Origin of the sequence: Lyngbya sp. CCY1209, from assembly GCF_035615495.1 — a bacterium.
In the GTDB taxonomy this organism is placed as follows: domain Bacteria; phylum Cyanobacteriota; class Cyanobacteriia; order Cyanobacteriales; family Microcoleaceae; genus Limnospira.
The window spans coordinates 1-23,984 of record NZ_JAJENU010000592.1; the positions used below are offsets into that span (position 1 = coordinate 1).

Sequence of the window (23,984 nt, forward strand, 5' to 3'; positions counted from 1 at the left end):
TATGAGAGTTTCTCTTTCCCCACCAGATGGTTGCCTAGAAACCCGGTTTCTACTCCCAAGCATCCATCCCGAACCATGTTTAGGGGGCGAGTCACTCAATTAAGTCAAAATTCGGGGCAGGCGATGCTTGAAGCCGCAGAGAATTTCCCAGGAAATCGACCCCAACTGATCGGCCCAATCATCGGCGGAAATGGCGCGATCGCCCTCTCCTCCCAACAGCGTCACCACTTCCCCCACCTGCAAATCGGGGATATCGCTGACATCCAACATCAACTGATCCATCGTCACCGCCCCAATTTGGGAGACGAATTGACCGCGAATCAACACCTTCATGCGGTTCGACAAATTGCGGGGTACGCCGTCCGCGTAGCCGATGCCGACGACGGCGATGCGAGTCCGTTCGGGGGCGACAAATTGATGTCCGTAACTGACCCCCGTGCCCGCCTCGATGGTTTTGATTTGAGTGACTCGGGCCCGGACGCTCATCGCCGGTTTCAGATCCGCGGCCGATCGCAAATGAGGGGCCGGATACAACCCGTAAATCGACAATCCCACCCGCACCATATCGTAATGCAGATCCGGGTCGGCGAGGGTGGCGGCGGAGTTGGCCAGGTGCAGGCAGGGGCGGCGATCGCGATCTAAAATGTCGGCAATTTGTCGGATCGCCCCCCGGAAGCGGCGGTGCTGCCGATCCATGATCGTGCGGTCCGGACTGTCCGCCGTGGCGAAGTGGGAGTAAATCCCGGAAATTTCCAAATGGGGCAACCCGCGCACCAGTTGCACGAAGTCCAGGGCCTTTTTCCAGGACGTGCCCAGGCGGGACATCCCCGTGTCGATGTTGAGGTGGACCCAAAGCGATCGCCCCGAGGTTTGCAGCGTCTCCGAAAATAATAGCGCCTGCTGGGGGGTGCACAGGGTCGGCTGCAGTTGCCAATGGGCGATCGCTTCCACTTCGTCGGCGGTGTGGGCCGCGCCGAGCACCAAAATCGGCTTCTCAATTCCGGCTTCCCGCAGTTGGATGCCCTCCGGAATCGTCGCCACCGCGAACCCCGAAACACCCGCCTCGGAGACGATCTGGGCTACGGAAACGGCACCGTGACCGTAGGCATCCGCCTTCACCACCGCCATCAGTCGGGTGCGGGGGGACAGCAGGCTGCGGATCTGCCTGACGTTGTGGGCGATCGCGCCCCGATCCACTTCCACCCAAGCCCGATGTTCATGTCCGATCCCGATCCGGGCTTCGAGATATTCCGCCGATCTGCCCATCTCGATGGGTTTCCCGCTAATCATTGCTCACTCCTCACGCTTAGATCTAAACTGATGCTCCCAGCCTCGCCGGGATGCTATCAGAATACTCTACAGCGTTTTCCTTCGGACTCCGGGTCTGCCTCCGGAAGGGGAGCGATCGCGCGACTTCCCCCCCTGCCCTTTGCTCCAAAGGCCAGTAACGAGTTAAGCTGTGATAATATTCGGTCAAACATTACCTTGCAGCAATTTGAATATGGGCAATGTTCTGGTGTTGAACGCCTCCTACGAACCGCTCAACATCACCACTTGGCGGAGGGCGGTGATCTTGTTACTCAAGGAGAAGGCGGAGCAGGTCGAGCATAACGGAAAATACATCCTGCCGGATTTTCCGCTGCCGACGGTGATCCGACTGCGCCACTACGTTCGAGTCCCCTACAAAGAGATCCCTTTAACCCGAAGGAATATATTGCACCGGGACTGTCACTCCTGTCAATATTGTGGCTACACCGGGGACGAACTCACCCTGGATCACGTCATCCCGCGATCGCGCAAGGGGGGTGAGACTTGGGAAAACCTGGTCACGGCCTGCGTGCGCTGCAACGTCAAAAAAGGGAGCCGGACTCCGAAAGAAGCCGGAATGACCTTGAGGACGACGCCGCGAAAACCTTACAGCAGCCTTTACTTTGAAGTGACAAAGCACCTCAAAAGTGGCATGAATCAAGAGTGGCAAAAATACGTCATCGGCCTGTGAAACCCCCGTGCGATCGCCCGGGGGTTTCTTGTCGGCAGGGATGGTAAGCTGGTGAAACGTCGATCGCCGGTTCACCGGAAACCGGATTCATCCGATGCCCAACCTGTACCTAATTCGTCATGGAATCGCCGCCGATCGCGGCACCTACGCCAACGATGACGATCGCCCCCTGACGGCCGAGGGCGATCGCAAAACCCGCCAGGTCGCCGCCCGACTCAAAACCCTGAAACTGAGGTTCGATCGCATTCTTTCGAGTCCCCTAGTCCGCGCTCGCCAGACCGCCGAAATCTTGCAGTCTGGCGGGTTGAGTTCCCGCTGGGAAATCTTCCCCGCTTTGGCGCCCGACGGCGACCTCCGGGAGTGGATCGATTGGTACGGAAATCTTGACAAAAGCGCCGGGGGCGACCTGGCTTTGGTCGGCCACCAACCCGATTTGGGCGACTGGGCGGAATCCTTAATTTGGGGGGAAGCCCGGGACGTTTTAGTGGTCAAGAAAGCGGGCGTCATTGGCCTCGCCCTGCCCGACACCGGACCGCCGCTGGGAAATGCCCAACTCTTCTGGTTGACGCCCCCAAAATTTCTGCTGGGCTGAATCCGTTTGCAGGTTCCGAGATCGCAACTTCATTAATTAATTGTTGTTAAAATCGCGATCGCCCAGATGCATCTGATAATGTAACCTTTGTACGTTCTACACATATAGAAAAGCTGTTATGACTATCGTCAGTGAGTACAAGCCCGGTTTGGAGGGCGTTCCCGCCACGCTGTCCAGTATCAGCTTCGTTGACGGACACAAGGGACTTCTGGAATATCGGGGCATCAATATCGAGCAGCTTGCCAAGCAGAGCACCTTTCTGGAAACCGCCTATTTGTTAATCTGGGGCAAACTGCCGACCAAGGACGAACTCGCCGATTTCGAGCACGACATCCGCTTCCACCGGCGGATCAAATACCGGATTCGGGACATGATGAAATGCTTCCCCGAAACCGGACACCCGATGGACGCCCTGCAAACCTCGGCGGCGGCCCTGGGCCTGTTCTACTCCCGCCGCGCCCTGGACAACCCCCAGTACATCCGGGAAGCCGTGGTGCGGCTGCTGGCCAAAATTCCCACGATGGTCGCCGCCTTCAAACTGATGCGGAAGGGAAACGATCCGGTTCAGCCCCGGGACGACCTGGACTACTCGGCCAACTTCCTGTATATGCTCAGTGAACGGGAACCCGACCCCCTGGCAGCCCACGTTTTCGACGTCTGCCTCACCCTCCACGCCGAACACACCATCAACGCTTCCACCTTCTCGGCAATGGTGACGGCCTCCACCCTGACGGATCCCTACGCCGTCGTCGCCTCTGCCGTGGGAACCCTGGCTGGCCCCCTGCACGGCGGGGCGAATGAGGAAGTGCTGACGATGCTCGAAGAGATCGGCTCGGTGGAAAATGTCCGGCCCTACCTGGACGGGTTGCTGGAGAAAAAATCCAAAATCATGGGCTTCGGCCACCGGGTCTACAAGGTGAAAGATCCCCGAGCCACCATCCTCCAGGAGTTAGCCGAACAACTGTTCGACCAGTTCGGCCGGGATAAATACTACGAGATCGCGGTGGAACTGGAAAAGGCCGTGGACGAAAAATTGGGCGCCAAGGGCATCTATGCCAACGTGGACTTCTACTCCGGTTTGGTGTACCGCAAGTTGGGAATTCCCTCAGACCTGTTCACGCCCATTTTTGCGATCGCCCGGGTCGCCGGATGGCTGGCCCACTGGAAGGAGCAGCTCGTCAAAAACCGGATTTACCGGCCCACGCAAATTTACACCGGCACCCACAGCGAAACGTACATCCCCATCCATGAGCGGAATTGCGCGATCGACCTCGGGGGGCCGGTGGCGTAAGTTTGGGGAGTTGGGAGTCGAGAGTCGGTATTAGGGGGGCGGGAATAGGGAATAGGGAATAGGGAATGGGGAATAGGGGGACTCCGCTTCCTCTCCCCCCTCCGCTTCCTCCGCTTATCACTGGTATTGGCGATCGCGAATTCTTTCGTCGGCAAAATTTTGGGTTCGAGTTGAGTTTCGAGTCCCTCGAACGCTACACTAATCAGATGTAAAGTTTTAAAAATCTTTACGAGAAGTGCGCGGGATCTGAGAAGACCCGTCTCTTTTTGGAGTGGGAAGTGTCAAAACTATAGCGCTGCGCGCGGGTGTAGGGTGTAGGGTGTAGGGTGTAGGGATTGGAAATTCCACCCCCGCCTCCCCCTTACCAAGGGGGTCGAGGTAGTGCTCCTCACCCAACTGTCAACACGCGATCGCTCGTTGCCATATAGCGAATATTATTGTGGACGACACGCCCCCTCGACCTGGGGAAATTCTCCGGCGGTGGCCCCCGGACGGGACTCAATTGCCGGCACCGAGAATGAACTCAGGAATCCCCCTCGAACGGACGGCGCGATGCCGTCCCGGGAAATTGCAGCCGTTTTGAATGCAAATATATGAACCCAGGAATAGATATACAAGGAAGTTTCATTCAGGTCCTCTCGGATTTCGGCATTCCATCCGGCGTCGCCAAAACCATGTGGATGCCGTTTCCGATGGGATTGATGCTCGTCGCGGCCACCGTCGGCGTGCTGGGGACGGTGTGGTTGGAGCGGAAAATCTCCGCCGCGGCCCAGCAGCGGATCGGCCCGGAATACATCGGCCCGATGGGGACCCTGGCGCCCCTGGCGGACGGTTTGAAACTGTTGCTCAAGGAAGACATCGTTCCCTTCAAAGCCGATCCCCTGCTGTTCACCCTCGGCCCGATCGTCGTTGCAATTCCCGTCTTTTTGTCCTATCTGATCGTACCCTTCGGACAAAATTTGGCGATCGCGGACTTGGGAACGGCAATCTTCCTGTGGGTCGCCCTGTCGAGCATCCAGCCCATCGGCCTGCTGATGTCGGGCTACTCCTCCAACAACAAATACTCCCTCCTCGGGGGACTCCGGGCCGCCGCCCAGTCCATCAGCTACGAAATTCCCCTCGCCCTGGCGGTGGTGGCCGTGGTGATGATGTCGAACAGCCTCAGCACCATCGATATCGTCGAACAGCAGTCCGGCTACGGCATCCTCGGGTGGAACATCTGGCGCCAGCCCGTCGGCTTTCTGATTTTCTGGATCGCGGCCCTGGCTGAGTGCGAACGACTGCCCTTCGACTTGCCGGAGGCGGAAGAAGAGTTGGTCGCCGGCTACCAGACGGAATATGCGGGGATGAAATTCGCCCTGTACTACCTGGCATCCTACGTCAACCTGGTGCTCTCGGCTCTGCTGGTGGCGGTGTTGTACCTGGGCGGCTGGGATTTCCCGATTCCGGTGGAAACCATCGCCGGCCTGTTGGGCATCAGCGAAACCACCCCCTGGCTACAGGTGGTCACGGCCAGCCTCGGCATCACCATGACCATCCTGAAAGCTTACCTGCTGGTCTTCACCGCCGTCCTGCTGCGGTGGACGGTGCCCCGGGTTCGCATCGACCAACTGCTGAACCTGGGTTGGAAATTTTTGCTGCCCGTGGCCCTGGTGAACCTGCTGCTGACGGCGGCGTTGAAACTGGCATTCCCCGTGGCATTTGGGGGATGAGCGGTATCCTCGAAACCCGACCCGGCGTCCGGTTCGGGTTTTGAGGATCATAATAGGGGTCAGAGGCGATCGCATTGCCTATCCAAGCTGACGGCTGATAGCTGATCGCGACAATTGACCCGGCCCGACCCAAACCCTGAAGAGACTTCAGAAAACACCATGCTCAAATTCCTCAACCAAGTTGGCGACTACGCCAAGGAAACCATTCAGGCGGCCAAGTACATCGGCCAAGGGTTATCCGTAACCTTCGACCACATGAGACGTCGCCCCATCACGGTTCAGTACCCCTACGAAAAGTTGATTCCCTCGGAGCGGTTCAGAGGCCGGATTCACTTTGAGTTTGACAAGTGCATCTCCTGCGAAGTCTGTGTGCGGGTTTGTCCGATCAACTTGCCCGTCGTGGATTGGGAGTTCAACCGCCAGACGAAGAAGAAGAAACTCAAGCACTACAGCATTGATTTCGGGGTGTGCATCTTCTGCGGCAACTGCGTGGAATACTGTCCCACCAACTGCCTGTCCATGACGGAAGAGTACGAACTCGCAGCCTACGATCGCCACGAGTTGAACTATGATAATGTGGCGCTGGGACGGTTGCCCTACAAGGTGACAGACGATCCGATGGTGACTCCCATCCGAGAATTGGCTTACCTGCCCAAGGGCGTGACCGACGGCCACGAAGTCCCCCACACCTCTCGCCGAGCCGGTTTGCGTCCGGAGGAAATTCTGGAGCTCCTGGAGCGGCAGAAAGGGGAGGCCGAAAAAGAGGCGGAAAACGCCTAGCCCGTCGGCGGGGACTCGCATCCGAATTCGGGAGTCCCCGCCGGCAACTGTCGAGTTTTTGATGATTGTAGGAATAAAAAGACTGTGAATTTAGCAGAAGGGGTTCAGGTCGTTTCCTTTGGCCTGTTAGCCGTTATGATGATTGGCGCCGCGTTGGGCGTGGTCCTGCTCCAGAATATCGTCTACTCCGCGTTTCTGCTCGGGGGCGTATTTATGAGCATGGCCGGACTGTATCTGCTCCTGAATGCGGACTTCGTGGCGGCGGCTCAGGTTTTGATTTACGTCGGGTCCGTTAACGTTTTGATCCTGTTCGGGATCATGTTGGTGAACAAGCAGCAGAATTTCCGGACCCTGCCGAAGGCGTGGATACGGCAGGTGGCGACGGCCGTGGTCTGCGTGGGTTTGTTCGGCCTGCTGTCGGTGATGGTGCTGTCCACGCCCTGGGCCGTGACGGCTGAGACGACCGCGATTGAAAGTTCCGCCATCGCCATCGGGGAGCATTTCTTCACCGACTTTTTGCTACCTTTCGAGCTGGTGTCGGTGTTTTTGTTGATGGCGATGGTGGGGGCGATCGTCCTGGCCCGCCGGGATTTTATCCCCGATTTGTCCCCCACCGATTCGGACGAGACGCCGGTCTGGACGCTCCGAGAGCGGCCCCGGGAGTTGCTTTCGGTTTCGGGCCGGAAGGAGACTTCGGAGTAGTTTTTGAGATGCGATCGGGCGCAGGTGTTGCGCCCCGACAGTTTCCATTGATAAGGTGAATCAAAAAAACGGTTTATGGAATTGCAACTTCAGTATTTTTTGGTCGTCGCGGCCGCCCTGTTTTGCATCGGCATTTACGGATTGATTACCAGCCGCAATGCCGTGCGGGTTTTGATGTCCATCGAATTGCTATTGAATGCGGTCAACCTCAATTTGATGGGGTTTTCTAATTATTTGGATTCTGGGAATATCAAAGGTCAGGTGTTTACGGTGTTTGTGATCGCTGTGGCGGCGGCTGAGGCGGCGGTGGGTCTGGCGATCGTTTTGACGATTTACCGGAACCGCGACACGGTGGATATGGAAGAATTTAACCTGTTGAAGTGGTGATTTTTCCAAAATTTGATATTTTTTAAACGCCCGATTTCATCAGAAATTGGGTGTTTTTAAGTCCGCAGATTTCGCAGATTTTCGCAGATTATAATATCGGCTCCGGTTGGGGGGTAAACCGGAATTTTTTAATTATTAATTGTTAATTATTAATTGTTACTTGAAAAAGACTTGTTCGCTTTCCCACCACGGCGGGGGGCCGTATTGTTGATCGTTGGGATTGTTCAGAAATGCTGTGGCCTCCTGTTCGCCTTCGGCGATCAGGTTATTGATGTGAGCGGGGGAGCGATCGAGTTTGGAGGCGTAGTCTAGACTTTCGGCGAGGGGTTCGCTCATGCGGATCATTCGCAGTTTGATATAATGTAAGGGATAGCGTTCTAAAAATTCTTCTTTTAAGGCTCCTAATTCGACCAATTGATTGATAAATTGGAGGACGCGCAATTCCACGGCGAGCATGATGTTGCCCTCTAATTCGTTGCGGCGATCGACGATATCTTCCGGCGCAGTCGGCACGGTTTTCGCCTCTTTGGGGTTGATTTGAATGACCCAGAGCTCTTCGGGGAGGGTTTGCAACAATTTGGTCATGGGTGGATTTTCTGCGTACAAACCATCCCAATAAAATTCGCCGTTGATTTCTACCGCTTTGAACAGCGTCGGAACGGCGGCGGAAGCGAGGATCATCTCGACACTCATCTGCTCCCGTTGGGAGTCGAAAACCTTGAAGCCGCCGGAGAGGACATTCACGGCGCCGACTAGTAACTTCGGACTTGACGACTCCACCAGATTTTCCAGTTCGGAGAATTTGACGTGCTTTTCTAGCAGTTTTTTTAAGTCCAGATATTCCTGTCGGGGGGACTGAGTTCTGAAGAGATTTTGCACCCATTCCCACTGCCAATCGTAGGGATTGGCTTCATAGTAGGGGATTCGACCCTGCTCTACCATTCGGCGGGTGTACATCAGGGAATCGTTGAGCAGTTGTTCCCAAGGATGGGTGGCGGTGTTATCTTTCCAGAAGTCAACTAGGGCTTTGGAGACGGGGTCGGTGGAACCCTTGGCTGCTTTTAACAAGCCGTACCAGGTTAACAGGGCGCAAATCGCGCCGCCGGAAGTTCCGCTCAATCCGACAATCTGATAGTTTTTATGGACGCCGGCTTCGAGAAATTTTTTCAGAACGCCGGCGGTGAAGGCGGTTTGACTGCCGCCCCCTTGGCAGGCGATCGCGAGTCTCGGTTTTCCTTCCACGTTGGATTGACTTTGTAAAAGTTAGGGGTCGAGAATGGAGTCACCTCCATCCCCTCCCATTCAAAACCGGACTTGAGACTTTCACCTCATCCGGCTCCTAGCAAGAGTTACCAGTGAAGTCCAGATGTCCTGCCTTCCAGGAACAGAACTCCAGTTATGGGAGCCTTGCAGCCCCCACCTGTCATACGATTCACCATTGCTGGCTTATCTTTCTGACAGAACGAATCGCACGTTCACAGTAATTCTACCAATTTCGGACGGTTTTGAACGAGGCGGAGTGGGGAAATTTTATTTTCCCCACAACAATCGCCGGGGGGGGGAAATTAAATAAATCGGATCGGTCCGCCTTCCGTGTCGGCACTGTCGAGGTTGAAATCCACGATACCCTCCAAAATGGCGATCAGTTCGTTGGCCCCCGTCGTCCGCCGGAAAATCGCCGTCCCCTGGGGCAGTCCTTCGGGGATGTCGCTGGAGAAGAGATAATCGTCATTACTCAGTAGAATTACGTCCTGGGCAGTATTGAAATCGACGATCAGGGCGTAGTCTGCTACACCCGTCACTTCGTCGTTTTGGTTGTCGTAATAGGGGCCGCTTTCGTCGCCCAGGACGAAGGTATCGTCGCCGTCTCCCCCGTAGAGGGTATCGAGTTCGATGAGTCCGGGAATTTCGGCGTTGGGATCGACCCCAATAATCCAGTCATTACCACGATCGCCACTGACATAATCCATCCCCACACCGCCGATCAGGGTGTCGTTTTCTTGGCCGCCGTACATGGAATCGTCGCCGGTTCCCCCGTGGAGGCTGTCGTCGCCGCGATCGCCCCGCAGAAAGTCCGAACCCGCTTCCCCCAAAAGGGTGTCGTTTTGCAAGCCACCGTAGAGGCTATCATCATCCCCGCCGCCGTTGAGGCTGTCGTCGTTTTGATTGCCGAATAGGAGATCGCTGCCGATACCGCCGAAGAGGGTGTCGTTGTCCTCGCCTCCGTAGAGGGTATCGAGACGTTCGCCACCGTCTAGGCTGTCATCTCCCTTGTCGCCGTAGAGGATATCGTTGCCAATTTCCCCCAGCAAGGTGTCCTCGTTGAGGCCGCCGAAGAGGGTATCGCTGCCGTCTCCCCCTTCGAGGCGATCGTCGTTCCGGTTCCCCTGCAGCAGGTCGTTTCCTTCTCCCCCCGTCATCGAGTCGTCGTTGCGACCGCCATATAAAATATCATTTCCCGGTTCCCCCGCCAGGGAATCATTCGAGGTGAAACCCAGCAGGGTATCGTTTCCGCCCCGACCTAAAATGATATCTTTCCCGGCACTTCCCGGAAGCTCGTTGTTCCCTTCATCTCCTTCGATGACCGAATCTGGAGGCGTGGGGACCGGTGTGGGTGTCGGTGTCGGCGTCGGTGTCGGTGTGGGAGTTGGCGTCGGTGTCGGTGTGGGTGTCGGTGTCGGTGTGGGTGTGGGTGTCGGTGTCGGTGTGGGTGTCGGCGGAGGCGTCGGAATGGGAGTGGGTGGGGGGGGTGTCGGTTCAGGAACGGGTGGCGGAGTCGGTTCGGGTGTCGGCGGAGTCGGTGCCGGAACCGGTGGGGCGGGTTCTGGGGTGGGTGGCGTGCTTTCCTCGCCGTCCGGATCTGTACCGGGAAGGGTATCATCGCCTCCGGTAACGGTATCGTCGCCTCCGGTAACGGTATCGTCGCCTCCGGTAACGGTATCGTCGCCTCCGGTAACGGTATCGTCGCCTCCGGTGATGGTATCATCATCCCGCGATCGCCGCTCCAAAGGCGACAGTGAGGCGGTCGGGACGAGGGCGCCCAAGTCCAACAACGGGATACTGCCGTTTTCCGCCATTGTGCCGAACTGGAAAGCACTCATCTCACTTGCCTCACACTCAACGCTGATACTATCGTCAATCTCGATAATGATATCAGCATTATCTCGGGAATCTGCCGTGACGACTGGCAAGGGAGGGCGACTTGTTCCTCGCCGTCGGCTTTTGAAAAGGTGGGAAATCCATTTTCACGGTACTCCGTCGGACGATCGCGCCGATTTCCAATTTGGGGGCGCGATCGAGATAGAATTTGATGAGACTTGGGGATTCTTGCAATGCCGATGGTTGGGACTGCTTTTCAGCTTTTCATTTTGGCGATCGTCGCCGTTTATCATCGAGTTTGTATGCCCTGCGATCGCCGACGATATCCCCCCCCCGGAAATTTCGTCGAAATCGACGGTTATCGCCTTCATTATTACAGTGCAGGGACGGGTTCTCCCACTATTGTATTTGACCACAGTGTGGGAAGTTTTGGCTGGGCAAATTATCACGTTTTTACGGCACTGTCGAAGACGAATCGCGTCGTGATTTGCGATCGCGCCGGATACGGCTGGAGCGATGCCAGCGACAAACCCCGCACCAGCCAACAAGTTGTCTCCGAATTCGCGCAGGTTTTGGAACGGGCAAATATCGAACCCCCTTATGTTTTGGTCGGGGACTCTTTCGGTGGCTATACCGTTCGCCTCTATGCCCAAAATTTTCCCGACAATGTGGCGGGAATGGTGCTGACCCACTGTTTGCACGAAGATCTCGTTTTAAACTATCCCTGGAAAATCGAATTTTTGTGGATATTGTTGACCGTTATTTTTAAAATTGTCGAAGTTTTCGCCGCCTTGGGGTGGGTGCGTTTGATGGGAATCCTGCAAGTGTTTGAATTTCTGAAGCCGGAATTGCGACGATTTCCGCAGGAAGAATTAAATCGCATCAAATTTTCCTATTATCAATCCAAACATTGGGGGGCGATGTTTTCGGAAATGCGAAACCTGAAAATCAGTTCCCGGCAAATGCAGCCGACTCAATCCTTGGGTTCCCTGCCGTTGCTGGTCATCGAAGCCAGCACGTTTTTACAAAGTAGTCCATTGATGGATTTACTGCCCCGCAAAATTGTCGATCGCACCTGGAGTCAGATGCAACAAAAGCTGTTAGAATTGAGCGATCGTAGTCAATTGATGTTTGCAGAAAATAGCAGCCATTTTGTCTGGGTTGATCGCCCGGACGTGATGATTGCAGCGATACGAACCGTACTCGAAATAATTGAAAATGATAAAAATAGATAAAAAAAATAAGAAAATAGTTTTATTTATTATTGCTTTTTTTGTTGCACTGGTATTTTTTAAAAACCAGTTAATTGCCCCAATTCAAGCCCGAGCGACGACAGAGATTCGTGGCGTTTGGCTGACCAATGTTGACAGTGATATTTTATTTTCAAATCGTGAATTGACGGGGGCTTTGGAACGGCTTCAAAATCTCAATTTCAACCGGATTTATCCCACCGTTTGGCAAGGCGGTTATACGCTTTATCCGAGTGCCGTAGCCGGGGAAGTGTTCGGGGTCGAACTCGACCCGACGCCGGGACTGCAAGGGCGGGATATGCTGCGAGAAGTGGTCGAGGAGGGACATCAACGCCAGTTGACGGTTATCCCCTGGTTTGAATTTGGGTTGATGGTTCCCGTCGATTCTCCCCTGGCAAAACGTCATCCCGATTGGTTGACCACAACCCGAGAGGGCAGTTTGACTCAACCGAAAGGAAATCCAGAATGGGGGTGGTTGAATCCCTTTCGTCCCGAAGTTCAAGATTTGATTATAAATCTAATTACTGAAATTGTCAAAAATTACGATATCGACGGCATTCAGTTTGACGACCATTTCGGGTTGCCCTCGGAGTTCGGTTACGATTCTTTTACCGTGCAATTGTTTCAACAACAACACGGCGGACAATCTCCCCCGGACAATCCCCTGGATACCTACTGGGTTCGCTGGCGTGCGGATAGATTGAATGAATTTATGGAGCGGGTATTTTATGCCGTCAAAGCGATTCAATCCGATTGTATCGTTTCTCTGTCTCCGAATCCCTTGCATTTTGCCCTTCCCGCTTATCTGCAAGATTGGTTTACTTGGGAACGGCGGGGTTATATTGAGGAGTTGGTTTTGCAGGTGTATCGGCCGGATATCGACCGATTTATTACGGAATTGGAGCGGGAAGAGGTGAAATTGGCAAACGGACATATTCCGGTCGTCGTGGGGATTTTGAGCGGTTTAAAAAATCGTCCGACGGCGACGGAAACGTTGGATCAAAAAGTGAAAATTGTCCGCGATCGCAATTTCGCTGGTGTCTCGTTTTTCTTCTATGAAAGCCTCTGGAATTGGGCGGAAGATTCGCCGGCAGAACGGGAAGATTGGTTGCAGACAATCTTTTCTGAGCCGATGTCGCGATCGAATGAATCCGCAGATTACGCAGATGTCGCAGATTGGGAATAAAAATTATCGCGGGAATTTGTTGGGGTGTATCGATTTTCCCTACACCCTACACCCTACACCCTAATCGCGATCGCCCACCTGACAGAACCATGTCTGACAACGAGAAACCGACTCCCTGTCCGGAAATCCCCGAACCCTCCCACCCCTGGAAGCCGAACGCAAAATAGTCTCCTCTTCTTCCGACTGCGTAAGTCGTGCGAGTCAAATCATGCTATAATTCTCGCCAAGCAGTAACTTCACGTTGAAAACTGGCTGATTACAGAGATGGCTTCTGAAGCCATGCTCCCATGCCAGTTCGTGCTTTATTGAGAACATGAAGCAAGGAGTTTTTGGTGGCAGTCAATCATGCTGAAGTGGGTTTTGCTTACCTGTTGAGGGCGATCGCTCTATCCCCGAACGGGCGAGCATCGTCGGGATTACCGCTAAAGGAAATTGACCATACTTTGGATCATTTTGCGGTTGCTGCTTTCAAGCAGGGTGTTCGTCCGCCGGGTAACTGGTCTGAACTCGTGCAGGAAGTGATTAATAAGCCTTACTGCGAGTGGCCCAGTTACTTACAGGTTGATTTACTAGAACCTGACGATCGATTAGTACGGCTTGGCAAGATACCGGATGCGAGCATTCAGGCAAATGCTTGGGTCGGCGAACTTGCAGAGGAGTATGTAGAACTACGGAACAGTCCTGAAGAAATAGAAGAAAATCAGTTTTTTAATGAACTGCATTCTTATTGTCAGGCTCATGAAGATCCGCATAGTTTATATGTTGAGCTGCGGCGTTATCTGGTTTCATCAGTTAGCAAAACTGAGGATGAAATGATTGATTTCTTGAGCGAAAAGCCCAAGGAGTTGAGGGGATTGATAGATAACGCATATTACACAGCCGATACGGCTCCAAGTGATTTCGCTTGTCAACAGTGTGGAGCGCCCTCAATTAATTCTAAACCTCATCCTCAATGTCGTGATTGTCTTGCAATGCAGTCGATCGAGATTAGAAACTATGAGTTCGGGGAAAAAGTTTTACGGGGGCGTATTGCTTCAGCTTTTTACTTTCGTAGCGCGATCGACGTGCATCTATTCGAGGCTTTTAAAAAGATTGTTCCCGATTGTGATTTGTGGCCAAATCTTGACTGTGACGGAGACGTTGCTGTTAATTTTGCGAACGGCGATCGCTGGATTTTTGACTGCAAGGATTACCTCTATCCTCGCTCACTAATTCGTAAAGTGAGCCAAGAGCGAAAGCCTGAGAATTGCGATCGCTTCGTTTATGTCGTACCCGACCGAGTTGGCAAAGTCTATCTACAGCAAGTAAGGGATGCTTTGCCCGACCGCAATTTTTTGTTTTTTAGTGGGGCGATCGACAGTGTAAAGAAGAAAGCTAGGAGGGTGCGTAATGCCAGGTCGTGACTTGTCGGGACTAGATCCAGTTGTCAAAGCTCTTTCCGAAGAGGAAAACGTTGAGTCTCCTCGATCCATAGCAAAGCTGGAAGCTTGCCTTTGGGCATTTTATAAACTTTATGCCAACGAGCCACTTGACTTACTTCGTTTTGTTGTATCTGGGAATATTCATAAAATAGACGGTACTCAGCCAACTCAATTACATCGAAGTTTGCAGGTGATCGGCGGTTCTTTTCTGGTTTGGGAGTATTCTCGTCGCAATGTGTTAAGTTCTTATTTCGAGTTACCTCAGACAGTTCGAGGCTTTAAGAGAAAAGACGGTTTTGCACATCTGCCACTCGGAAAATGCCAAATTGAGCCCAACCTTCAGGCAATCTTGCCTGGGCGCTTTAACAGTTACGAAAATTTCATGAGCAGACCTATTCCTTTAAAGGAAATTCGTGTTAAGCCTCGGGGTAACGGCACATATCTGCTGAGGAGTTGTAAGCATAATGACGGGCAGCTCGAACGTATTGAAATTGAAGGATTTCCGTTATGACTTTGATTCAAATTCCCCGGCAACGTACTGCAAATCCTGCCATAAGTGTCACGTTTGGTCAGTTAATAGAATTTACTAATAAATTAGTTAGCCGACAAAATCTACCCAGTTATTACCTTGAGGAACTGCGAAACCTAAAACTCTCGCACTTTCCTGAAATGAGCGAGACTGAAACGTTCACTTTCGAGCGGGTAATTGCCTTACATGGTCCTGCAGGCACGGGTAAATCCATCCTGATTCAAATTGCAACTCTGTATTTTGCCAATACGCTACCTTATAGAATTGCGATCATTTCTCCCACCGTCACGACGGCCTTAAATACAGCACAAAAGCTTTGGCCTTACTTACTCAATGGCAAACGAGATATTGCTGTAATTGTTGGGCGCAGTAATCGCAACCGATACCGTGAGGCATTCCTCGAAACTCAAGAATCATTTGAACTTGAGCATATTGGACATGATGTGCTTGATTACTCGTGCGCTTTAGCCGGACTCAGCGAACACGTAGATCGCGAAAATCCCCCATGTCTCGATCTAAAGTATCGCTCAGAGCGGGGCGAGCCTAATTGTCACTGCCCGTTTATTGACCAGTGTTCACGGCTACGTCAGATGCAAAATTTGGAGCAAGCCTCGGTTTTGATGACGACTCCAGAGGGGGCTTTGCTATCCAACATTCAGCTCACCGATCGGCCTATGTCTGTGCTTGAGTACGTCACCAAAACTTTTAATATCTGTTTTATTGACGAGGCTGATTCTGCTCAACAAAGGATTCAAAACCAACTCTCCCCCGACAAGGACTTAAGGGAGTGGATCGAGGAGGTCGGCAGTTACCAGGAGGTGATTCGGAGGAAGCGATCGCAAAACCTGAAGCGATTGCCAGTAGCCGGTTTGAATAATGATCTCAACCAAGTCGGCACTATTTTTGATTGGTTGATTGGTTATTTATCGCGACGACCTGATGCTTGTACCAGCCTCGAGAAAATGTCATTTTTTAACTCGACATTTTTACAGCTTAATTGGATCAAGAAAACTCACGAATTCATCCGAGAAATCCAATCGGGTTGGAGTGACGAGGATTATCAAAAAATCAAAGAGGAGCTTTTCCCTTTACTGAAAAAGGGGGTTAAATCTACTTCCAACGACCCGTTTTCAATTGCAACAACTCAGATGTTCTACGAAGAGGAGTTTGATGGAGATCCGGACAATCCAGTTGCCACAAGACTCACTCAAGCATTATCCCAGTACACATCATTTCAAAGGTTAGGGGAAACTGAACAAAGACTTTTCATTGATTACTTTCTGATTATTCTGGCAGTTAATGCGCTGCTGGTTTTGCTTCATGATGCCGATCGCCGATTAACTGCCAGTGAGATGGCGATCGCGATTAAGACAGATACTCCCCAGCCTGCGCTCAGTAGTGGCCCGAACTATCTAGAAAATATTTTTCCTCGTTTAATCACGGGGCGAGCTGCGGGTCTGGTTTTAGATCGTGGTATCAATCATGACGATCTCAACCTCCTTTACTTCTCATTGCTATTTAGCGGACCCGACTTGATTGCCAACCTCAGCCAGTTATATGAACTTGATGATTATGCCGGTTGTCACTTTGTCCTGGCTACCGCAACGGGTTGGCTTCCTGACGGGCGCTCAATTTATCACTTGCGAACTGATGGCTATTTACTGCAAAGGCAGGGCTTACAACATGGGAAAATTAGTTTGCACTACCATCCATTCTGTAAGTCTGACGGCAAGCCTATCTTTATCAGCGGACGTGAATCTGAAGACAAACTTGTAGCTATCTCTGAAATCACTAAGCGGCTTTTTGAGGGGGGATCTTCCTCGATCATTGAGCAAGACTTACAACAATATCCTGAAGCCCGACGGCGGGCACTTCTGACAACTAACTCAAAGGCTCAATGTTGGGCGGTGTGGGAAGCTCTCGAGTTTCTGGGGCAGGGCGATCGCTGCAAGGTTCTCGTTGGAGACAATGATAACTTAGACGGCTTTGATCCTCGTAAAAAAGCCGCTTGCCTTCGCCGTCGTCACGCCGAACGCTTTGCCACTATCCCTGGCGTTGATGTACTGATTGCCTATTCTCAGGGCGTGAGCCGTGATATTAACATCGTTCCGCCGGGTAGTCGCGAGGCTGCATTTTGTGTCCTCTATTCGTTGGTCAGACCCCATGCTAACCCAACCGATCTACAAATCTCAATTGAGTTATTTTTGGTCTCTCTATTTGAGACAGATCAAAGATTACCTGAAATCTTGGATCGTCGGGCAAAACTCCTGGCGGAAAAGGAACCACCACAACCGTTTAGTTTGCTCGAACAATGCCGATACTATGCCCGGATTGCGGATCGGCTCATCGACCAAGCTTTCAAACGCCAGATACGCTACCTTCCTAAATCTCCCAAGAGTTTTATGAATAATATTCTCTTAAATCGGTGGTGGACTGAGGATATTGGGCAATTGTGGCCCCGCATCACGAGAGGGCAGGTTGATGCAACAGTACGACTGTGTGATGCTGCTTATTCTGCCTATCTTAAGGATGCGATCGCCCGAGCCAAACAATTACAAAAAGATCCCAAAGCCGTAATTCTTTGGTCTCAGGGCATTCAAGCACTTCTCAACATTAAGGGTTTCTAAGTTATGACAATTTCACTCAAAATTGCCGCATTGCAGCTCAATCCCAATCAACTACATGATCGTTATTTCTGCTTGACCCTACCGACTGACCTCAAGCAGGTATTGCTTGCTGACTACTCTCGAGATCGACCAAAACGAGGCGATCACCCAATCAGTTTGCCAGGATATCAATTGAAAGCCCTGATTAATGCTTCGGTTCCTCAAATTGTTTATGTTGAGGGTTCCTTACCGACTGATAAGCCTTTCCTTTTTAGTCTTAACTCCATTCCGGAAAAACGAGTTAAGACCTTGCTCAAGCATTGGGTGAGGGAAACTTTCAAAATCGCCGGCAAGAAACGAGGAAAAAAGAAACCTGTTGAGCAAGATATAAAAGCATCATTGGCGGCAATTGATCGGGCTTTATTTGAATGGGATGAATGTCAGCTTTCACCGGAAGATTGGAAGCGGTCTGATAATGGTACTGCTCAACCCCGTGACCGGTCACTGTTTGGAATAATTCCAAGTATCGCCGTTGCGCGAATCACGCAAAATACCATCGGTTTTTCCGAGTTTATTTCTGAATTTCAATCAATTAAGTTCTTGCCAGCTTTGGAGGTTGCGAGTTCCCTCTTTCAAAAGCCTCAATTTTGTATTACTGATGTTTTGTACTCAAAAAAGAAGAACCCTTATTCATTTATGATTCACCCGCGATCGCTTCAGATTCCGGGTCAGCCCCAACTCTACTTACCCCTCGACTTTGGTGTACGACGCTATCTTGCCCAGCCTTACACTCGGACTAAACTACCCGAGGAGTTTAGCGTTATGATTTATACTCCTAATGGAGCTTGTACCGCCAAAATTACAGAGGATCGATATTGGGCTAACAACTTGGCTGAACTACTCAGTAAGTTTGACTATGATTCTGTGCCGAGTGCAGATGAACTTCTTCTTAATCCACTCGGTTGGTCTGATCCCAACCTAAAGCTACGTTTTTTTGTCATCAATCGGGAGGGACGCGAGAAATTTCAGGATGTCACAGCAGGAGTTACGCCCAACGATCTAGTTTACTTGTTTGAGATAATCGCACCAATCTTGCAACCCGGTTTTGAACGGTTTGAGCCTGACATTATTAACGAAGGTCGTTCTAAGTTTTCCAAACGTCTGCCATCATCCTGCCCTGATTCAATATATTATGTAGATTTTCAGGGAGTGGGCCAAGCACTCGAGCATGAAGCCAAAAAGCTTCAACTTAACCTCATCAAGGAAACCGATCCGGGGTTGGTGGGAATGTGCAACCCAATTCCAGTCACGCTTGAAGGTGACTGGAAGCAACGCAAACAAGATCGTGAAGAGATAATTACTGAACGGGTTAAGGCACTCCCCGAACCTTACAGGGAGACAAAAGCACTCATTCTTCCGATTTATCCTGAAAATTACTTCAAAAAACGACCTCAAGAAGATCCTTACGATCCAATCAAGGAACACTTACCAGGTCGCAATCTTCTCACCAAAAGTTTAACTGTTCCAGTCAATGAAAATGATGAAAAGGAAGTTAAAGAACTTCCTCACAAGTGTAAGGCAACCTTGCTCGCGATGAAATGTCGCCTGGGTTATCACGATGGGCTAATCCCTAAAGCCCTCAAAGCTTATGGACTTCCTTCTGATTTGCAAACAATCGGAACTTATCTGCACAAGTTATCAAACGGAAATTACTTGCCAGTTGCGACTAAGCTCGACTCACAGGGAATTTTAACAGGTCGCACAGCAACCAGCACTTGGCAACCCTTGCGTGAATTTATCCCTGACATCCAAGCCGAAACTAACTTTAAAGGTTGTCAGGGGCCGATCCTACAAAGGCTTGTCTCCACTTTCTTCAAGGAGCTTATGAATTTACCAAACTCGACATTGCTCCTACCCTATGCAAACAATATGAGACAGGCTATAAAGGGACTACGAGATCCCTACTTTGGGACAAAAGAAACCATTTATTTGCTCGACAATAATGATGAAATTGAACCATTTGAGCTGCCCAAAAATTGTCGAATAATTCGCTGCCGAGATGGAGGAGAAATGCCCCAAGCAACTCTTTGGAATAATGATAAAAACCAGCCGAAAAGAGGCAGGGCGATCGCAAAATTAGCTGACAACTCATACCTGTTGATACGCCCCAAAGCTGCCACCGATCAAACCAACTCTCAAGAGTCAATGTTGCGGCTATACGAAAACAAATCTGGAAAATTGATTCAGCCTAAAACCAACACTATAGCAAAAAAAATTGCATTAGTTGAGGTGAATCCACTCTTGAAACCTGATGATGAACCGCTGAACTGGCTGGCTTACCTTCAATACCTACAGAAGATTGCTCCCCAGTACGATAATTTTCTGCAACTCCCTCTTGTACTACATATCCCTAGGACTTTCTTTTAAATAGATGAGGGAGGAATTGATCGCTTCTCAGGGATTTCCCTATAATCAAACCGATGTAACCACTTTAAAGTGTAATCTGCGGACGGGAATAGAGAACCCGTAGAAAGGGGATCGGCAATAGGGAATCGATTTTCCCTACACCCTACACCCTACACCCTACACCCTAATGACGATCGCCTATCCCGTACCGAACTCCGTATACTGGCGAATTTCGGGTTCGTGAAATGCCAAAACGATATCTTCCCTGGGGACTCCCATTTCCACCAATCGGTTGGCCAGACCCTCTTCGGTGCCGTCGTGCTGAATCCAGATTTTTCCACCTTTGATATCGACGTGCAGAACACAGCCAAAATCCCGTTTGAGTCCCCGCCAGCCGACGTACAACAGTTGATAGTGATCCCGTTGTATGTCAAAAACGGTCTGCACCTCGTATTCCGATTCCGTTCTCTGTCTAGAAGCGCGATCGGCGCGTTCCGAAAGCAATTGTTGAATATATTGGCGATATTGCTCTACAGCCATTGAACGATCACCTCCTGGTATACATTATAAATCACCAATCGGACTTGGTAGCGATCGACCGCCGCCAGGATGAAACGTCGTTGGAAGAAGCTTTTATAAATTGATTCTCGCACGGCTAGGTAAAGTTGGCGATCGGGTTCGATACTGGCCAGTGCATCTCGGTAATTGAGGAACTGACCCAATGCCGTATGAAAATCTGAAACATTGGACGAGCTGATGAAACTTTTCACTTCGACAGCAATCTTTTGGCCGTCTCTTTGTGCTGCCAATACTTGTTCTGCTGCCAAATCGATCTCGAAATCCACATCATCAATCTTAATTTCATAAGGATCGGCAGTGATGATCCAATTTTCCTTTTCTAAAGCAGTTCTAACAACATTATGAAATCGATCTCTTGCCATCTTTACTTTCCCGTTGAGGGACAAACTGTTCGACTCTGATGAAAAGGCGGTTTCTTTTCCCTGTCACCCAAATCGGGTCGCGGGAAAAAATTATCAATTTTTAATTGTTAATTGTTAATTGTTCAACCCTGTTCCTGCAACAAATCGAACTGGTGGGACGTGATTCGATTCGCCTGATATAAGGTTTCTGAAATTTCATCTAAAGACAACACCGCATGACCCCGATATCCGTCATTTTCCAACCGCTTCATCACGTCGCGGCCGTGGTCGAGAAATACGACGATATCCTCCACCTTCAACCCCGCCTCACGCAAGATTCCAGCTCCCTTTATGACGCTATTTCCGGAAATCAAAATGTCATCGACAACGACCACCACTTCCCCGTCTTGAAAGTGACCTTCGATCGCCCGCCCCGCACCGTAACTTTTCACCTCTTTGCGGGGGAAGATCATCGGCCGTCCCAACCGCAGCGATAACCCCGTCGCCGTCGGCAAAGAACCGTAGGGGATACCGGCGATGCGATCGAAATTGAGGGTCTGCAAAATTTCGGCGTAGGCGCCCACAATTTGATGGAAAATTTGGGGCATGGAAATGATCCGCCGCAGGTCGATATAGTAGGGAAAAACCTCCCCCGACGCCTGGACGTAATCCCCGAACATGATGCAGCCGATATCATACAATTGCAATATTAAATCCCGGTGGGGTTGGTGCTCCAAAAAACAAACGTCGGGAAGCCACAGGTCGCAACTCGGGCTCCCCTGCATCACCCGCAGGCGTTCGTCATTGATCGCGTCCCGCAGTCCCCGCACGGCTTCGGTGACGGTTTCCCGTTCCAACAGGCGGGGGGGGAGGGGAAGCAGCAACCCGCCGCCGTCCGGACTCAACCCCGCCGCCAAAATTTGGGTCAAGTCGCCCTCTTCGGTGAGGTCGTTTTCTTCGGCGATATCCCCCTGGACCAGGATCAGGCGTTCGGGCGCCTCCCGCCGGATGCGGGCCAACATATCGGCCATCACCCCCACTTCCAACCCCACCTGTTCGGGAGTCCCCCAAGTCCGGGTCGCCCTCACCAATTCCAGATAGAGGGGGTTTTCCGGTCGGGGATATTCTTGCAGGAGGGTGGCGGAGGGGTTGGCCGTGGCACAGAGGACGAAGACGGCTTTCCCCGGATGCAGCAAAAAGGGGGCGACCAGATCCTGGCCGGTGTAGGGGGAGACGGTGCAGGCATCCACCCCCCAATCTTTGAAAATCAGCCGGGAAAATAGGGTCCCGGTGTTGAGGTCGGCGTGTTTGGCGTCCAGGATGACCGGGATGTTGGAGGGGATGTGTGTGAGGACCCGCTGCAAGAGTTTCCACCCCGACATCCCGAGTCCGAGATAGGCGTTGAGCGTCAGTTTGTAGGCACAGACCAGATCCGCCGTCTGATGGACGATCGCCCGCAGCCACCCGTTCCACTCCTCCACCAGTCCGCTGTCATCGACCAGCCACAGCCCTTCCGGACTGTCGAATTTGGGCGGATATCCCTCCGGATCGGGGTCTAGGGGGACGTACAGCAGGCTTTGATTGCGATCGATGGCGCCGAGTAGCTTGTCAGAGAAATTCATCGGAGGAGGGGGAGAAAAGCTAGGTGAGTTGACTCAACCAAGCGTGAACGTCGATGGTCAAGGTCTGACCCAGTTGTAACAGTTTCCGCAGGGTGGGAAGTTCCCACTGGGCCGTTTCTTTATTATCGTCCGTTTCCGACGCGATCGCGCGATCGCGGTGTTGCAGCCAGCCGACGCACAGGGGGACGATCTGGGTTTCGAGATATTGGAAATACAATTCCTGGGCTTTCTCGAGGTTGGGATTGAGATCGAGTTGATATCCGATCTGGATCAGGCGTTCCAGGTGCCCGATGTGGGTTTCGACGGTGGCGGGATCGCCGTGTTTCAGGATGCTGGCCAGCGATCGCACGATGGATCGTTCTAAAATCGTCCGAATGTCCGGATTGGCGATCGCGATCCGCTGCTGTTTGGCCTCGGCGGCGATCGCTTCGAGTTCCGTCAGATAATTTGCGTTCAAACGACCGTCCCCGCTTTCGGCTTCCAACCCCTGCAACGCCCGCAGACAGCGATTTCCCAAGGCGATCTCCGCCGCCACCCGCAACTCCTGGGGGACGGGCAGTTCGTCCCGGTGGAAGGCCGTCATCACCCCGTAATTGTCCCGGTAAACCTGGGTGTAAAGCTGATCCAGACGGGTCAGGGTTTCCTGGCACAGCAGGGCCATGATCCGCTGCCGATCCTCGGCAAACAGATGGTCCAGGCTGAAGGACGGGTTGCCAAATTCCGCCACCATCGCCAAAATCACCGATGCCGCGCTGGCATCCTGGAGGGCATCAAATAAATTCTGTTTGAGATCGACGTAGGACCGGCGCCCGGTGAAGGGTTGGATGCAGCAGTGGAAGTCCCACCCCCCCAGGTGCAACACGGCGAAGGTGTAGTGATGTTCAGCCCGGGTGATGTCGGACACCAGCAGCACTTGCCCCACGGCGAGGGTCAGCGATCCCAACCGCTGGATTTGATAGTCGGATTGGCGGGTGGTGTAGGAGTAAAGTTGCTGTTCCCGTTCGTGGGTGGTAAATAGGGAGCTGATGGCGTAGTGGGCGGCGACCTGTTCGGGGCTGACGCGATCGCCGATCACCAGTTGACGGTACACTTCATCTCCGGTTCCGAAACATTCCACGTTGCTGGGGGCCAGGGCGAGTTTTTCCAGAAATTCCGCTTCTAGTTCGACTCCGGTCACATCTGCAGCCAGTTCGATCGCCCGCCCCGCGTAGCGCAGGATCTGGGTGCCTTCGGGCCGGGAAATTTCCTCGAAGAACCAGCCGCAACTGGTGAACATCAATAGGGAATGTCGCTGCATCTCCAACAGCCGCAGGGCGTCGGTGCGATCGCCGGGGGTGAGTTCCCGGCTTTGGTAGGTGGCGAAAAATGCGTCCAGGCTGACATCGGAGCGATCGCGGATCACTTGGATTTGACTTCTCCCCGGTCTAAAGACGCGGGGATTCTTAAGCCGTCCAAAACTGAACTCTTAAAGGCATAGTCAAT

20 protein-coding genes are annotated in these 23,984 nt (G+C 52.1%); 13 read left to right on the forward strand and 7 right to left on the reverse strand.

Annotated elements, in window-relative coordinates; genetic code table 11:
* Positions 1 to 99 precede the first annotated feature (99 nt).
* The gene (gene alr, locus LKE08_RS21720; RefSeq protein WP_324706373.1) at positions 100 to 1,266 is read right to left on the reverse strand and encodes an alanine racemase; all 1,167 of its coding nucleotides are present in this window, start codon (positions 1,264 to 1,266) and stop codon (positions 100 to 102) included.
* Between the two features lie 235 nt (positions 1,267 to 1,501).
* Between alr and LKE08_RS21725 the strand changes: the two genes are divergently transcribed.
* From LKE08_RS21725 to nuoK, 7 genes are all read left to right on the forward strand, one after another.
* Positions 1,502 to 1,999 (forward strand): HNH endonuclease, encoded by a 498-nt coding sequence (locus tag LKE08_RS21725; RefSeq protein ID WP_324706355.1) that lies wholly within the window; start codon positions 1,502 to 1,504, stop codon positions 1,997 to 1,999.
* A 94-nt stretch (positions 2,000 to 2,093) separates the two neighbouring features.
* Positions 2,094 to 2,591: a phosphohistidine phosphatase SixA gene (gene sixA / locus LKE08_RS21730; protein ID WP_324706356.1), complete on the forward strand. Its 498-nt coding sequence runs from the start codon at positions 2,094 to 2,096 to the stop codon at positions 2,589 to 2,591.
* A gap of 118 nt (positions 2,592 to 2,709) precedes the next feature.
* Positions 2,710 to 3,882 (forward strand): citrate synthase, encoded by a 1,173-nt coding sequence (locus LKE08_RS21735; protein ID WP_324706357.1) that lies wholly within the window; start codon positions 2,710 to 2,712, stop codon positions 3,880 to 3,882.
* Between the two features lie 593 nt (positions 3,883 to 4,475).
* Positions 4,476 to 5,594: an NADH-quinone oxidoreductase subunit NuoH gene (gene nuoH / locus LKE08_RS21740; RefSeq protein ID WP_324706358.1), complete on the forward strand. Its 1,119-nt coding sequence runs from the start codon at positions 4,476 to 4,478 to the stop codon at positions 5,592 to 5,594.
* A gap of 159 nt (positions 5,595 to 5,753) precedes the next feature.
* Entirely contained in the window at positions 5,754 to 6,374 is a 621-nt protein-coding gene (gene ndhI, locus LKE08_RS21745) for an NAD(P)H-quinone oxidoreductase subunit I (protein WP_324706359.1), read from the forward strand.
* Between the two features lie 84 nt (positions 6,375 to 6,458).
* Positions 6,459 to 7,076, forward strand: coding sequence for an NADH-quinone oxidoreductase subunit J (locus LKE08_RS21750; protein ID WP_324706360.1), 618 nt, complete (start codon positions 6,459 to 6,461; stop codon positions 7,074 to 7,076).
* Positions 7,077 to 7,157: 81 nt separating this feature from the next.
* Positions 7,158 to 7,463 (forward strand): NADH-quinone oxidoreductase subunit NuoK, encoded by a 306-nt coding sequence (gene nuoK / locus LKE08_RS21755; protein WP_324706374.1) that lies wholly within the window; start codon positions 7,158 to 7,160, stop codon positions 7,461 to 7,463.
* A gap of 156 nt (positions 7,464 to 7,619) precedes the next feature.
* On the opposite strand, the gene LKE08_RS21760 is transcribed toward nuoK, so the two are convergent.
* Both LKE08_RS21760 and LKE08_RS21765 read right to left on the reverse strand, forming a co-directional pair.
* Positions 7,620 to 8,705, reverse strand: a complete 1,086-nt coding sequence (locus LKE08_RS21760) for a patatin-like phospholipase family protein (protein WP_324706361.1) — start codon at positions 8,703 to 8,705, stop codon at positions 7,620 to 7,622.
* Positions 8,706 to 9,028: 323 nt separating this feature from the next.
* Entirely contained in the window at positions 9,029 to 10,564 is a 1,536-nt protein-coding gene (locus LKE08_RS21765) for a calcium-binding protein (protein ID WP_324706362.1), read from the reverse strand.
* Positions 10,565 to 10,801: 237 nt separating this feature from the next.
* On the opposite strand from LKE08_RS21765, the gene LKE08_RS21770 reads away from it, so the two are divergent.
* The 6 genes from LKE08_RS21770 (at position 10,802) to LKE08_RS21795 (ending at position 19,981) form a co-directional block, all read left to right on the forward strand.
* Positions 10,802 to 11,797, forward strand: coding sequence for an alpha/beta hydrolase (locus LKE08_RS21770; protein WP_324706363.1), 996 nt, complete (start codon positions 10,802 to 10,804; stop codon positions 11,795 to 11,797).
* Entirely contained in the window at positions 11,781 to 12,998 is a 1,218-nt protein-coding gene (locus tag LKE08_RS21775; RefSeq protein WP_324706364.1) for a family 10 glycosylhydrolase, read from the forward strand. The genes LKE08_RS21770 and LKE08_RS21775 overlap by 17 nt, the downstream gene beginning before the upstream one ends.
* Before the next feature lie 332 nt (positions 12,999 to 13,330).
* A complete protein-coding gene (locus LKE08_RS21780) occupies positions 13,331 to 14,401 on the forward strand; it encodes a hypothetical protein (RefSeq protein WP_324706365.1) in 1,071 nt (356 codons plus the stop codon).
* Positions 14,388 to 14,930, forward strand: coding sequence for a hypothetical protein (locus LKE08_RS21785; protein WP_324706366.1), 543 nt, complete (start codon positions 14,388 to 14,390; stop codon positions 14,928 to 14,930). The genes LKE08_RS21780 and LKE08_RS21785 overlap by 14 nt, the downstream gene beginning before the upstream one ends.
* Positions 14,927 to 17,575, forward strand: a complete 2,649-nt coding sequence (locus LKE08_RS21790) for a hypothetical protein (RefSeq protein ID WP_324706367.1) — start codon at positions 14,927 to 14,929, stop codon at positions 17,573 to 17,575. The genes LKE08_RS21785 and LKE08_RS21790 overlap by 4 nt, the downstream gene beginning before the upstream one ends.
* A 3-nt stretch (positions 17,576 to 17,578) precedes the next feature.
* Positions 17,579 to 19,981 (forward strand): pPIWI_RE module domain-containing protein, encoded by a 2,403-nt coding sequence (locus LKE08_RS21795; protein WP_324706368.1) that lies wholly within the window; start codon positions 17,579 to 17,581, stop codon positions 19,979 to 19,981.
* 177 nt (positions 19,982 to 20,158) lie between these two features.
* Here the strand turns inward: LKE08_RS21795 and LKE08_RS21800 are convergent, their stop codons facing one another.
* The 4 genes from LKE08_RS21800 to LKE08_RS21815 form a co-directional block, all read right to left on the reverse strand.
* Complete coding sequence (locus LKE08_RS21800) at positions 20,159 to 20,500, reverse strand: XisI protein (RefSeq protein ID WP_324706369.1); 342 nt, start codon at positions 20,498 to 20,500, stop codon at positions 20,159 to 20,161.
* On the reverse strand, positions 20,491 to 20,901 hold the full coding sequence (locus tag LKE08_RS21805) for a XisH family protein (protein ID WP_324706370.1): 411 nt from the start codon (positions 20,899 to 20,901) through the stop codon (positions 20,491 to 20,493). Before LKE08_RS21805 ends, LKE08_RS21800 begins: the two co-directional genes overlap by 10 nt.
* Before the next feature lie 122 nt (positions 20,902 to 21,023).
* On the reverse strand, positions 21,024 to 22,502 hold the full coding sequence (locus LKE08_RS21810) for a bifunctional orotidine-5'-phosphate decarboxylase/orotate phosphoribosyltransferase (protein ID WP_324706371.1): 1,479 nt from the start codon (positions 22,500 to 22,502) through the stop codon (positions 21,024 to 21,026).
* 19 nt (positions 22,503 to 22,521) lie between these two features.
* Positions 22,522 to 23,904, reverse strand: coding sequence for a DUF3536 domain-containing protein (locus tag LKE08_RS21815; RefSeq protein ID WP_324706372.1), 1,383 nt, complete (start codon positions 23,902 to 23,904; stop codon positions 22,522 to 22,524).
* Positions 23,905 to 23,984: the final 80 nt, after the last annotated feature.

Excerpts from the sequence above, each read along its gene's own strand:
- alr (WP_324706373.1), bottom strand. The coding sequence starts at position 1,266 with ATGGGCAGATCGGCGGAATATCTCGAAGCCCGGATCGGGATCGGACAT.
- LKE08_RS21725 (WP_324706355.1), top strand. The coding sequence starts at position 1,502 with ATGGGCAATGTTCTGGTGTTGAACGCCTCCTACGAACCGCTCAACATC.
- sixA (WP_324706356.1), top strand. The coding sequence starts at position 2,094 with ATGCCCAACCTGTACCTAATTCGTCATGGAATCGCCGCCGATCGCGGC.
- LKE08_RS21735 (WP_324706357.1), top strand. The coding sequence starts at position 2,710 with ATGACTATCGTCAGTGAGTACAAGCCCGGTTTGGAGGGCGTTCCCGCC.
- nuoH (WP_324706358.1), top strand. The coding sequence starts at position 4,476 with ATGAACCCAGGAATAGATATACAAGGAAGTTTCATTCAGGTCCTCTCG.
- ndhI (WP_324706359.1), top strand. The coding sequence starts at position 5,754 with ATGCTCAAATTCCTCAACCAAGTTGGCGACTACGCCAAGGAAACCATT.
- LKE08_RS21765 (WP_324706362.1), bottom strand. The coding sequence starts at position 10,564 with ATGAGTGCTTTCCAGTTCGGCACAATGGCGGAAAACGGCAGTATCCCG.
- LKE08_RS21770 (WP_324706363.1), top strand. The coding sequence starts at position 10,802 with ATGGTTGGGACTGCTTTTCAGCTTTTCATTTTGGCGATCGTCGCCGTT.
- LKE08_RS21775 (WP_324706364.1), top strand. The coding sequence starts at position 11,781 with ATGATAAAAATAGATAAAAAAAATAAGAAAATAGTTTTATTTATTATT.
- LKE08_RS21785 (WP_324706366.1), top strand. The coding sequence starts at position 14,388 with ATGCCAGGTCGTGACTTGTCGGGACTAGATCCAGTTGTCAAAGCTCTT.
- LKE08_RS21790 (WP_324706367.1), top strand. The coding sequence starts at position 14,927 with ATGACTTTGATTCAAATTCCCCGGCAACGTACTGCAAATCCTGCCATA.
- LKE08_RS21795 (WP_324706368.1), top strand. The coding sequence starts at position 17,579 with ATGACAATTTCACTCAAAATTGCCGCATTGCAGCTCAATCCCAATCAA.
- LKE08_RS21800 (WP_324706369.1), bottom strand. The coding sequence starts at position 20,500 with ATGGCTGTAGAGCAATATCGCCAATATATTCAACAATTGCTTTCGGAA.
- LKE08_RS21805 (WP_324706370.1), bottom strand. The coding sequence starts at position 20,901 with ATGGCAAGAGATCGATTTCATAATGTTGTTAGAACTGCTTTAGAAAAG.
- LKE08_RS21810 (WP_324706371.1), bottom strand. The coding sequence starts at position 22,502 with ATGAATTTCTCTGACAAGCTACTCGGCGCCATCGATCGCAATCAAAGC.